Origin of the sequence: Streptomyces sp. NPDC127097 (genome assembly GCF_042724075.1) — a bacterium.
GTDB lineage: Bacteria > Actinomycetota > Actinomycetes > Streptomycetales > Streptomycetaceae > Streptomyces.
Genome location: NZ_JBHXFI010000048.1, coordinates 48,347 through 59,085, shown reverse-complemented (window position 1 = coordinate 59,085; position 10,739 = coordinate 48,347). Strand labels below are relative to the sequence as shown.

10 protein-coding genes are annotated in these 10,739 nt (G+C 72.7%); 3 read left to right on the top strand and 7 right to left on the bottom strand.

Going from position 1 to position 10,739, the window contains the following annotated elements:
• Window positions 1–346 precede the first annotated feature (346 nt).
• Window positions 347–1,141 (top strand): carbon-nitrogen hydrolase family protein, encoded by a 795-nt coding sequence (locus tag ACFWJW_RS28830; RefSeq protein WP_387246924.1) that lies wholly within the window; start codon window positions 347–349, stop codon window positions 1,139–1,141.
• A gap of 8 nt (window positions 1,142–1,149) precedes the next feature.
• Here ACFWJW_RS28830 and ACFWJW_RS28825 read toward each other — a convergent pair whose 3' ends face one another.
• Window positions 1,150–1,530 carry an ArsR/SmtB family transcription factor gene (locus ACFWJW_RS28825; protein ID WP_387246922.1) on the bottom strand — a complete coding sequence of 127 codons (381 nt, stop codon included), beginning with the start codon at window positions 1,528–1,530 and terminating at the stop codon, window positions 1,150–1,152.
• Between the two features lie 96 nt (window positions 1,531–1,626).
• Between ACFWJW_RS28825 and ACFWJW_RS28820 the strand changes: the two genes are divergently transcribed.
• Window positions 1,627–3,603 (top strand): heavy metal translocating P-type ATPase, encoded by a 1,977-nt coding sequence (locus tag ACFWJW_RS28820; protein ID WP_387246920.1) that lies wholly within the window; start codon window positions 1,627–1,629, stop codon window positions 3,601–3,603.
• A 43-nt stretch (window positions 3,604–3,646) separates the two neighbouring features.
• Here the strand turns inward: ACFWJW_RS28820 and ACFWJW_RS28815 are convergent, their stop codons facing one another.
• From ACFWJW_RS28815 to ACFWJW_RS28805, 3 genes are read right to left on the bottom strand one after another with little or no spacing between them, the layout of a single operon-like run.
• The gene (locus ACFWJW_RS28815) at window positions 3,647–4,285 is read right to left on the bottom strand and encodes a lactate utilization protein C (protein ID WP_387246918.1); all 639 of its coding nucleotides are present in this window, start codon (window positions 4,283–4,285) and stop codon (window positions 3,647–3,649) included.
• A complete protein-coding gene (locus tag ACFWJW_RS28810; RefSeq protein WP_387246916.1) occupies window positions 4,282–5,853 on the bottom strand; it encodes a lactate utilization protein B in 1,572 nt (523 codons plus the stop codon). Before ACFWJW_RS28810 ends, ACFWJW_RS28815 begins: the two co-directional genes overlap by 4 nt.
• Window positions 5,850–6,617 carry a (Fe-S)-binding protein gene (locus ACFWJW_RS28805; RefSeq protein WP_042152615.1) on the bottom strand — a complete coding sequence of 256 codons (768 nt, stop codon included), beginning with the start codon at window positions 6,615–6,617 and terminating at the stop codon, window positions 5,850–5,852. The genes ACFWJW_RS28810 and ACFWJW_RS28805 overlap by 4 nt, the downstream gene beginning before the upstream one ends.
• Before the next feature lie 206 nt (window positions 6,618–6,823).
• Between ACFWJW_RS28805 and ACFWJW_RS28800 the strand changes: the two genes are divergently transcribed.
• Window positions 6,824–8,497, top strand: a complete 1,674-nt coding sequence (locus ACFWJW_RS28800; RefSeq protein WP_387246913.1) for an L-lactate permease — start codon at window positions 6,824–6,826, stop codon at window positions 8,495–8,497.
• 71 nt (window positions 8,498–8,568) lie between these two features.
• On the opposite strand, the gene ACFWJW_RS28795 is transcribed toward ACFWJW_RS28800, so the two are convergent.
• The 3 genes from ACFWJW_RS28795 to sigK all read right to left on the bottom strand — a co-directional run bounded on the left by ACFWJW_RS28795 (window position 8,569) and on the right by sigK (window position 10,355).
• On the bottom strand, window positions 8,569–9,333 hold the full coding sequence (locus ACFWJW_RS28795; protein ID WP_387246911.1) for a FadR/GntR family transcriptional regulator: 765 nt from the start codon (window positions 9,331–9,333) through the stop codon (window positions 8,569–8,571).
• A gap of 138 nt (window positions 9,334–9,471) precedes the next feature.
• Window positions 9,472–9,762, bottom strand: coding sequence for a zf-HC2 domain-containing protein (locus ACFWJW_RS28790; RefSeq protein WP_387246909.1), 291 nt, complete (start codon window positions 9,760–9,762; stop codon window positions 9,472–9,474).
• Window positions 9,762–10,355: an ECF RNA polymerase sigma factor SigK gene (gene sigK, locus ACFWJW_RS28785; protein ID WP_387246928.1), complete on the bottom strand. Its 594-nt coding sequence runs from the start codon at window positions 10,353–10,355 to the stop codon at window positions 9,762–9,764. The genes ACFWJW_RS28790 and sigK overlap by 1 nt, the downstream gene beginning before the upstream one ends.
• Between the last annotated feature and the right edge of the window lie 384 nt (window positions 10,356–10,739).

The window sequence follows — 10,739 nt, the reverse complement described above, 5'->3', positions numbered from 1 at the left end:
TGCGGCGCCCCGGCCCCCCGCACCGGCCCATCGACGGCCCGGCCCGCGTGTCCGCGGGCCGGGCCCTCGCCGTGTCCGATGAGTACCCGGCCGGGGCCGGCGGTGCCGTCGCACCACTGCCGCCGTCGCCCTATGTGGCCGGGACCGCGGAGTCCCCCTCGTGGGCGTGCTGCCGGGGCGGGGTCGGGCGCACGATAAGGAAGAGGAGTACACCCGCCTGATGACCGGCGCCGGGCAGTCGGCAGGCAGGATGGTCACGGGCCTGTCCGGCCGGCGGGACGGGCCGGGGCGGCGCCCCGCGGCAGGCCATGAAGGCACCGATCGGCACGAGAGAGAAGAGATCCGCATGCGTATCGCGCTGTGCCAGATGACGGCAACGACCGATCCGAAGGAGAACCTCGCGATCGTCCAGGACCAGGTCCGCCGTGCGGCACGCGAGGAAGCCCGGCTGGCGGTCCTTCCGGAGGCGGCCATGGTGCGCTTCGGGGCCGCGCTCGGGCAGGTGGCCGAGCCGCTGGACGGCCCGTGGGCGGAGGGGGTGCGGGCGGTGGCCCGGGAGACCGGTGTGACCGTGGTGGCGGGCATGTTCACCCCGGCGGACGACGGGCGGGTGACCAACACCCTGCTGGCCACCGGGCCCGGGGTCGAGGACTTCTACGACAAGATCCATCTGTATGACGCCTTCGGCTTCCGGGAGTCCGACGCGGTGGCCCCGGGCAAGCGCGTGGTGACCATTGAGGTCGACGGGGTCCGGGTGGGCCTGGCGACCTGCTACGACCTGCGGTTCCCCGAACTCTTCCGGGCCCACGCCGACGCGGGGGCCACGGTGTCGGTGCTGCCCGCCGCCTGGGCCGCGGGGCCGGGCAAGCGCGCACAGTGGGACCTGCTCGTACGGGCGCGCGCCCTGGACGCGACGGTCTGGCTGGCGGCGGTCAATCAGGCCGCGCCGGATCCGCAGGCCGATCCGGAGGCCCCCACCAAGGCGCCGACCGGTGTCGGGCACAGCGCGCTGATCGGCCCCGACGGGACCGTACGCGGACAGCTGGGCGACCGGGCGGACCTGCTCGTCGGGGACGTGGACACCGAGGAGACCGCCCGGGTGCGGCGGGCGGTGGCGGTGCTGGACAACCGGAGCCTGTAGGCCGGCCCTCAGCCGTGCACCGCGTCCGCCGCCCCTGACGGTGCGTCACGGAGACCGAGCCGCAGATGCTCGACGTGGAACAGGGCCTGGTCGAGGAGTTCGGCGACGTGGTGGTCGTAGAGGGCGTAGACGATCGAGCGGCCGTTGCGTTCGCCGGTGACCAGGCCGAGGTTGCGCAGCAGCCGGAGTTGGTGGGAGCAGGCGGACTGCTCCATGCCGACGGCGGCGGCGAGGTCACCGACTGCGCAGGGGCCTTCCTGAAGGCGGGCCAGGATGTGCAGCCGGGAGGGCGTGGACAGGGCCTGGAGGGTGGCCGCGACATCGGCGGCCCCCACGGCGTCCAGGCGCTCGCGGGTGGTGGTGCGGTGGTCATCCATTCCATGGCCCATAAGAGCCATCCTAACGACGATAAATGAAGACCTCTTCATTTGTTCCGGTACGGTGGGGGCCCCGTCGTTTCCCCGCCCGCGAAGGGTTGTTCCGGCATGCCGTCTGCCGTGTTGCCCCATCCGCCCCGGACCACCACGGCCGGTCCGGGCGCCCCACGCCGCACCCGGTTCCTCGACCGGCCCGAGGCCCGCTGGGCGGCCGCGGCCACCCTCGCGTTCCTCCTCGCGGCGCTGCTGCAACTCGGCGGCGCACCGGCCTGGTTGTGGGGTCCGCTGTATGCCGTCGCCTATGGGACGGGCGGTTGGGAGCCGGGCCGGTCCGGGCTGCGGGCGCTGCGGGAGAAGAGCCTGGACGTCGATCTGCTGATGATCGTGGCCGCGCTCGGGGCGGCCGCGCTCGGCCAGGTCCGGGACGGTGCGCTACTGATCGTCATCTTCGCCGTCTCCGGCGCCCTGGAGGCGCTGGCCACCGCCCGCACCCAGGATTCGGTACGCGGGCTGCTCGCGCTCGCGCCGAGCACCGCGACCCGGCTGGCCGACGACGGCAGTGAGACGACCGTGGCCGCCGCGGACCTCGTGGTGGGTGACACCGTGCTGGTCCGTCCCGGCGAACGGGTCGGCGCGGACGGCCGGGTGCTGGACGGGGTCAGCGAGATCGACCAGGCCACCATCACCGGTGAACCGCTGCCGGTGGCCAAGGGACCCGGTGACGAGGTGTTCGCCGGCACCCTCAACGGCACCGGCGGGCTGCGGGTCAAGGTGGAGCGCGATGCCGGTGCCTCCGTCCTCGCCCGGATCGTGGCCATGGTCGCCGAGGCGTCCGAAACCAAGGCGCCGGGCCAGCTGTTCATCGAGAAGGTCGAACAGCGCTACTCGGTCGGCATGGTGGCCGTCACCCTGGCCGTCTTCGTGATTCCGCTGGTCTTCGGCGCAAATCCGGCGCGCGCCCTGTTGCGGGCGATGACCTTCATGATCGTCGCCTCGCCGTGCGCGGTGGTCCTGGCGACCATGCCGCCGCTGCTGTCCGCCCTCGCCAATGCCGGACGGCACGGCGTGCTGGTCAAGTCCGCCGTCGTCATGGAACGCCTCGGCCAGGTGGACCGCGTCGCCCTCGACAAGACCGGCACCCTGACCGCGGGCACCCCTCGGCTCACCGCTATCCGCCCGCTGTCCGGCTCCGGGATGACCGAGGAGACCCTGCTGACCCGGGCGGCCGCGGCGGAGTACGCCGGTGAACACCCGCTGGCCCGTGCGATCGTGGCCGCCGCCCGCGCCCGTGGCCTGGTCCTGCCCGCCGCCGGGGAGTTCGCCGCCGCCCCCGGCACCGGCGTACGGGCCACCGTCGACGGCACCCGGATCGCGGTCGGCGCCCCGGCCCGGCTGCTGCCCGCCGGTGATCCGGCCGCCGCGGAGGCCGGCGGCCTCGTCACCGAGCTGGAGGAGGCCGGACACACCGCCGTGCTGGTCCTCTGTGACGGGGTGCCGGCCGGGGTGCTGGGCCTCGGCGACCGGCTGCGTCCCGACGCGGCGGCCACCGTCGCCGGCCTCCGGTCGCTCACCGGACACCCGCCGGTGCTGGTGACCGGTGACAATCCGCGCGCCGCCGCGCGACTCGCCGCGGCGGTCGGCATCACGGACGTCCGGGCCGGGCTGCTGCCCCAGGAGAAGGTCGGCGCCGTGCGTGCCCAGGAGGCGGCCGGGCACCGGGTACTGATGGTGGGTGACGGGGTGAACGACGCGCCGGCGCTGGCCGCCGCGCACACCGGGGTCGCCATGGGCCGGACCGGCTCCGACCTCGCGCTGGAGACCGCCGACGCGGTCATCGTCCGGGACGAACTCGGCAGCGTGCCCGCCGTGCTCGCGCTGTCCCGCACGGCCCACCGGCTGGTCGTCCAGAACCTGGTGCTGGCCTCGGTGTTCCTCTCCGGGCTGGTCCTCTGGGACCTGATCGGTGAACTCCCGCTGCCGCTGGGCGTCCTCGGCCATGAGGGCTCCACCGTCCTCGTCGGCCTCAACGGCCTGCGGCTGCTGCGCGAGGCGGCCTGGCGGCGGGCGGCGCGGCCCGCCCCGTGAGAGCGGCCGTGCCCCGGGCCGCCCCGGGGCACGCCGCAGCCGCTCAGCGGTCGGTGCGGATCACCACCGCCAGCGTGCGCGGACCGTGCACCCCCTCGACCCGCTCCAGCTCGATGTCGGAGGTGGCCGAGGGACCGCTGATCATCGTGATCGGGTGCTCCGGCGTCAACTGCGCCACCGCCTCCGGCACTCCGGTCCGCACCGACGACAACTCGACGACACAGACATGCAGATCGGGGACGAGGGTCAGCGCGCGCCTCCCCTGATCCGCGGCGGCGCCGTCCAGGAAGATCGTGCCGGTCTCGGCGCAGCTGACGGCGGAGCCCGTCACCACCCCGTCCAGCACATCCAGGGAGGGCGCCGGCACCTCCGCGGAGTCCGTCACCGTCTCCCCGTCATACGCGGCCAGCCAGGCCGGATCGAGCCCCGGGGGCACCCCGACCGTCCGCGCGCCGTGTGCGTGCAGCACCTCGGCGAGCACCGCCGCGGTGGTTCCGGCGGTGCAGGTGCGGACCTGCGCCCGGTAGTCGACGAGCCGGTCGACGAAGAGGGCGAGCCGCTCCTCGTCGGGGAGCGAGCGGCCGGTGCGATAGGCGCGCGGAACGGTCACCTCCGGTCCGTCGGAGAGGGCCAGGGCGTCCCGGACACGGCGGAGCACCGTCTCCCGTGCGGTCGCGGTCACGATGCCTCCTGCGGGTCGTCGTCGGTGTGCCGGGCGCCTTGTTCGGCCGCGGCCCGCATCGCGGCCGCGCCCTCGGCGGAGGCGAACCAGGAGCGGAAGGTCTGCTTGGGCGGGGCGGGGGTGTCCCGGCTGTCGCTCCAGCCGTTGAGCGGCGGGGGCAGACGGGAGAGGGTGCCGTCCCGCCCCGCCGGCAGGCGTCCGAGCCCGGCCGCCTTCTGTGCGGCGGTGAACAGCCCGGTCCGCTTCATGACCGCGGCCGCGGCCTTCATCGCCAGCTTCTCCGCGGTCGCCCCGGACTGCTCGGTGTGCTGGTGCCGCAGCTCGACGAGGAGCGAGGGAATGTCGATCTTCACCGGGCAGGCGTCGAAGCAGGCTCCGCACAGACTGGAGGCGTACGGCAGCGAGCTGTTGGGATCATCCTTGGCGCCGTGCATGCCGGCCAGCTGCGGGGTGAGCACCGCACCGATCGGGCCGGGGTAGGTCGATCCGTAGGCATGGCCGCCCGTCCGCTCGTAGACCGGGCAGACGTTGAGGCAGGCCGAGCAGCGGATGCAGTTGAGCGCCGCGCGCCCGATCCGGTCCGCGAGCGCCGCCGTCCGCCCGTTGTCGAGCAGCACGAGATGGAACTCCTGCGGGCCGTCGCCCGGCGTCACGCCCGTCCACAGCGAGGTGTAGGGGTTCATCCGCTCACCGGTCGAGGAGCGCGGGAGCAACTGGAGGAAGACCTCCAGGTCCTGGAAGCGTGGCAGCACCTTCTCGATGCCCATGACGGTGATCAGCGTCTCGGGCAGGGTCAGACACATCCGGCCGTTGCCCTCGGACTCGACCACCGCCAGGGTGCCGGTCTCGGCGATGCCGAAGTTGGCGCCGGAGACGGCCACCTTGGTCGTCATGAACTTCTCGCGCAGGAACGCGCGCGCCGCGGCCGCGAGCCGGGCGGGGTCGGCGTCCAGTGCGGGGTCGACGCCCGGGATGTGCCGGAGGAAGATCTCCCGGATCTCCTCGCGGTTGCGGTGGATCGCGGGCACCAGGATGTGTGACGGCCGGTCGTCGGCGAGTTGCACGATCAGTTCGGCCAGATCGGTTTCCAGCGCCGCGATCCCCTGGCTCGCCAGATGCTCGTTGAGGCCGATCTCCTGTGTGGCCATCGACTTGACCTTGAGGAGCTCGTCGCTGCCGGTCTCCCGCACCAGCCGGGTGACGATCTCGTTGGCCTCGACGCCGTCCCGGGCCCAGTGGACGGTGCCGCCGCGCTCGGTGACCTTCCGCTCCAGCTGCTCCAGCAGTTCGGGCAGCCGGTTCATGGTGTCGGTCTTGATCGCCGAGCCGGTGTCGCGCAGCTGCTCCCAGTCGGGCAGTTCGCCGGTGACGGCGAGGCGCTTGGCGCGGATGGAGTGGGTGGCCTTGCCCAGATTGCGGCGCAGCTGCTCGTTGCCCAGCTCGTCGTGCGCGGCCCGGGGGAAGCTGCGCTCACCGCGCAGATGGCCCGTCCCGTACGGGGAGCGCGGGGGGACGGCCGGCATGCCGAGGAAGGTGCCCGGCGTCGCGGGGCCGGTCGGACTGCTCATCGGGCGGCCTCCGTCAGGACGTGCGGCGCGGTGCGGGTGGCGGCGAGGATCTGGGCCAGGTGCAGGGTCCGCGTACCGGACCTGATGCGCGAGAGACCACCGCCGATATGCATCAGACAGGACGAGTCGCCAGCCGTGCACACCGCGGCCCCGGTGCCGGTGATGTGGTCCATCTTGTCCCGCAGCATCGCGGTGGAGGTCTCCGCGTTCTTGACCGCGAAGGTGCCGCCAAAGCCGCAGCAGGCGTCGGCCTCGGGCAGCTCCACCAGGTCGATGCCCTCGACGGCGCGCAGCAGCCGCAGCGGCTTCTCGCCGACCCGCAGCATGCGCAGCGAGTGGCAGGTGGGGTGGTAGGTCACCCGGTGCGGGAAGTACGCGCCGACGTCCGTCACGTCGAGGACATCGACGAGGAACTCGGACAGCTCGTACGTCTTGGTCCGGACGGCGGCCACACCGGCGCGCAGGGCCGCGTCCCCGTAGCGTTCGGCGACGAGCTCGTGCTGATGACGGACCGAGCCCGCGCAGGAGCCCGACGGCACGACCACGGCCTCGATCGCCGGGTCACCGAACTGTTCGGCGAAGTTCCGTACCAGCGGTACGGGTTCCCGCTGATAGCCGGTGTTGACATGCATCTGGCCGCAGCAGGTCTGCTGCGGCGGGAAGACCACGTCATGGCCCAGACGGGCCAGGAGTACCGCGGTCGATTTCACCGCCTCCGGGAAGAGCGTGTCTCCCAGACAGGTGGCGAAGAGGGCGATGCGCATAGAGCCTCCCTGGCGCTTATGGTCCGACCATACTCCCCTCGAACCGAGAGAGAAAAGTGAGGGCGCAGTTTGGTCCGACCTTATTGACATGCGACATCTTCGGTGGGCTACTGAGGACCGATCGTCAGCCACACGGCGCCGCGATGACCGGAACGGGACGTTCACCACCGGCCGGACGGCGCGCAGAACTCGATGAGGAGCACTCCGTGGCCACCACTCCGCCCGCTGCCCTGGCGGCCTACACCCCCGACGTGGCCGCCGTCGGGGACAGCCTCACCACCACCGCGCTACTGGGCCTGGTGCCCCTGGCGACCTTCTTCCTGCTGTTGATGGCGGCCAAGCGCTCCGCGCTGCACTCCGCCCTCGGCGCCCTGCTGACCGCACTCCTGGTCGCGGTCCTCGGCTACGGAATGCCGCTGCGGCTCGGCGCGCTGTCCGCCACCCAGGGCGCGGCCTTCGGCCTCTTCCCGGTGATGCTGATCGTCGTCTCGGCCATCTGGTTCTACGAACTCACCGTGGTCAGCGGCCGTTTCGACGATCTGCGCCGCTCCTTCAACGCCGTCGGCCGCGGCGATCTGCGTATCCAGGCCATGCTCATCGCGTTCTGCTTCGGCGGACTGCTCGAAGCGCTGGCCGGCTTCGGCGCGCCGGTCGCGATCACCGCCGCCATGCTGATGGCGCTCGGGCTGCCCCGGCTCACCTCGGCCGTGACCGTCCTGGTCGCCAACACCGCGCCGGTCGCCTTCGGCGCCATGGCCATTCCCATCACCACCGCGGGCACCCTCACCGGCATCCCCGCGGAGTCCCTCGCCGCGGTCATCGGCCGGCAGAGCCCACTGCTCGCCCTCTTCGTGCCGCAGCTGCTGCTCTTCATCGTCGACGGATGGCGCGGTCTGCGGCAGCTGTGGCCCATCGCCCTGGCCACCGGGGCCGTCTTCGCCCTGGCCCAGTTCTGGTGCTCGGCCCACTTCGCCTACGAGCTCACCGATGTCGTCGCCGCGCTCGCCGGCTTCGGCGCCGCGGTGCTCATGCTGCGCTTCTGGACCCCCACGACACCGGACGACCAGCGCTCCCAGGTCACGGCCGAACCGCTGACCCGCCGCCGCACCTTCCTGGCCGTGCTGCCGTACCTCCTGGTCATCGCGGTCTTCGCGCTCGCCAAGCTCGACGTCGGCGCACTCGACATACCCGGGCTGCTCGGCTCCCTCACCGTCCAGCTCGACTGGCCGGGCCTGTACGGCCACCTCCTCGCGCCCGACGGCTCGCCCGCGGGCAGCGCTGTCTACAAGCTGGAGGTCCTGGCCAATCCCGGCACCCTGCTGCTGCTCTCCGGGCTCCTGGTGATGCTGATCTACAGCCGCGCGAACGACGCCGACCGCTTCCCGATGTCCGCGCGCACGGGACTGTCCTGCGCCGGGCGGACCCTGCGCACCATGCGCACCGCCATCGCCACGGTCGCCACCGTGATGGCCCTCAGCTACGTCATGAACCAGTCGGGGCAGACCCTCGCCATCGGCACCTGGCTCGCCGCCGCGGGCGGGCTGTTCGCCCTGCTCTCCCCCGTCCTCGGCTGGCTCGGCACGGCCGTGACCGGCTCGGACACCTCGTCGAACGCCCTGTTCGCCACGCTTCAGCAGACCGCCGGCAAGACCGCGGGCATCGACCCGACCCTGCTGGTGGCCGCCAACACCACGGGCGGCGTGGTCGGCAAGCTGATCAGCCCGCAGAATCTGACCATCGCGGCGACCGCGGTGGAGATGCCCGGCTCCGAGCGGATCCTGCTGCGCAAGGTCGCCGGCTACAGCGTCGCGATGCTGGCGGTCCTGTGCGTGCTGGTCTATCTCCAGTCGCTGCCGGTGCTGTCCTGGATGCTGCCGTAGGAGGACGGGCGGCGTACGGGAGGGACGGGCGGGGTCGGGCCGGCGGTCCGCGCCCGCCCGGCCCTCGCCCCTTACTCCCGCTCCTGCTCCTGCTCCTGCTCTTCCTCCGCCGGGGCGTTCTCGTCGACCAGCCGGCCGTGGAAGCCACGGATATGTGCCTCGGCCAGATCGGCGGCCTTCGCGCCCTTGCCGTCCCGCACCAGTCGCAGCAGCTCGGTGTGCTCGGCGTTCAGCGCCGCCGCCGTGGCCGGCCAGTCCTCCGCCGTCTCCAGCGCCCGCAGGATCAGCGGACGCACCGACTCCCGCACGGCCGAGGTGAGGGTGGAGGTCAGCTGGTTGCCGGAGCTGCGCGCGATGGCGACATGGAACCGGGTGTCGAGGTCGTTGAAGTCGGCGGCCCCCACGCCGGGCTCGCGCATCCGCTCCAGGAGCGCTGCCGCCTCGTCGAGGTCCTGCGCCGAGGCGTGCTCCGCGGCCGCCTCGAAGCTGGAGCGCTCCAGGACCACCCGGGCCTCCAGCACATCGTGCAGACGGTAACTGCCCAGGGCGAAGTGCAGGCGCAGCAGCCGGCCCAGCGCATCGTCCGGGTTGCGTACGATCCGCGCCCCGGCGTCCGGCCCGCGCCCGGCCTGGGCGACCAGCACCCCGATCGTCTCCAGCACCCGCAGCGCCTCGCGCAGCGCGGACCGGCTGACGCCCAGGACCGGCGCCAGCTCGCGCTCGGGCGGCAGCCGGTCCCCGGCCTTGAGCTCACCGGCGAGCACCCGCTCTTCGATGCGCTCCAGCACGAGCTCATGCGTACGCGACTGCCGCACAGGTCGCCATTCGGCGGTCATCCCCAACTCCCCGGCTCGGCCCTCATGCCCCCGTGCAAAAACTATGTCACACAGGACGTGTGGTCGGACCACACGGCCCGACGCCGCGGGCCGCCCGGCCGTCGGATCGCGAACCGTGCGGACGGCCGTCGCGGCCGGTCAGACCTCCAGGTCCAGCCGCGGCCCGTCGCGCCGGGACGGCTCGCGGCGGAGCAGCTGCTCCTGGGCGGTGCTCGCGACCCGGTCCAGGACCCGCCGGCGCAGTGCGTCGGACGGGGTGACCGCTTCCGCTTCGGCCAGACACGCGACGGTGGCCTCCAGGCCGGCGACCTCCCGGGTACAGGCGTCGCAGCCGGCCAGGTGGGTGGCGAAGGCGGCCGCCTCCTCGGGCGGAAGGGCGTGCAGGACATACGCCCCGAGCGCCTCGTGCGGATCCTCGTCAGCGGACATCAGTCGCCTCCCATACAGACGCGCAGTCTCCGCAGGCCGGTGCGCATCCTCGTCTTGACCGTGCCCGCGGGGGTGGACAGGACCTGGGCGACCTCCGCGTAGGTCATTCCCTGGTAGTAGGCGAGGACCAGCGGCAGGCGCTGGGTGTTCCCGAGGCCGGCCAGACAGCGGTAGACCTGCGCCCGTTCCTCCCTCTCCTCGACGGCCTCCACCACTTCGTCGAACGGGGTCTGATGGGCCAGCTGCGCGGCCTTCCGCTCGCGCTCCGCGCCGGCCCGCACCGATCTCACCCGTTCCACCGCCCGCCGGTGGGCCAGCGTCAGGACCCAGGACTTCGCGGCACCGCGCTCGGGACGGAACCGGTCGGCCTTCCGCCACACCTCGATCATCACGTCCTGAGTCACCTCTTCGGCCTGCGCCTCATCCCGCAGGATCCGATGGGCCAGGCCCATGACGGGCACCACGAGGGCGTCGTACACGCCGACGAACGCACGCTCCTCCCCCTGGGCGACCCGCACGAGCAGATCGTCCACGTGACGGTCCGCGGCAGACCGCTCCGGCGGCCGCGGCCCCTCGGGCGGGGTGTGCGAAATGCGCCTCACAGCGTGTCGACCGTCCCCTCGTCAGTCCGGCGCGGCCCGGTTTCCCGGGATGGAGCGCGGCGGGACGCGTTGCCACGTATCGGCCGCGCCCTCCCAGGCTGACGTTCCCTCACGCGGACCGCAGCCGGTCGGGGCCCGTTCGGCTGAGTGGGCGCCGTCCTGGCGCGCGCACCGTGCCACTCGACGTGCAGTCACGTACGGGACGCGGACCATGCCCGCGCGCCGGGTTTGTAAGGGGCGCGAAGCAGCAGGTCATCCCCGCTTTGGAGCTCGTGCATAGGGGAACGGGGAGATCCTCGCAGGAGAAAATGGGCATTTGGCGCAATCCACACCCGTACGGGCCTCGAATACACATTAGGAACTGCCCGTGCGACG

Bases quoted from the DNA above. Each gene is read 5' to 3' on its own strand.
- ACFWJW_RS28820 (WP_387246920.1), top strand. From the start codon at position 1,627: ATGCCGTCTGCCGTGTTGCCCCATCCGCCCCGGACCACCACGGCCGGT.
- ACFWJW_RS28830 (WP_387246924.1), top strand. From the start codon at position 347: ATGCGTATCGCGCTGTGCCAGATGACGGCAACGACCGATCCGAAGGAG.
- ACFWJW_RS28805 (WP_042152615.1), bottom strand. From the start codon at position 6,617: ATGCGCATCGCCCTCTTCGCCACCTGTCTGGGAGACACGCTCTTCCCG.
- ACFWJW_RS28825 (WP_387246922.1), bottom strand. From the start codon at position 1,530: ATGGGCCATGGAATGGATGACCACCGCACCACCACCCGCGAGCGCCTG.
- ACFWJW_RS28795 (WP_387246911.1), bottom strand. From the start codon at position 9,333: ATGACCGCCGAATGGCGACCTGTGCGGCAGTCGCGTACGCATGAGCTC.
- ACFWJW_RS28790 (WP_387246909.1), bottom strand. From the start codon at position 9,762: ATGTCCGCTGACGAGGATCCGCACGAGGCGCTCGGGGCGTATGTCCTG.
- ACFWJW_RS28810 (WP_387246916.1), bottom strand. From the start codon at position 5,853: ATGAGCAGTCCGACCGGCCCCGCGACGCCGGGCACCTTCCTCGGCATG.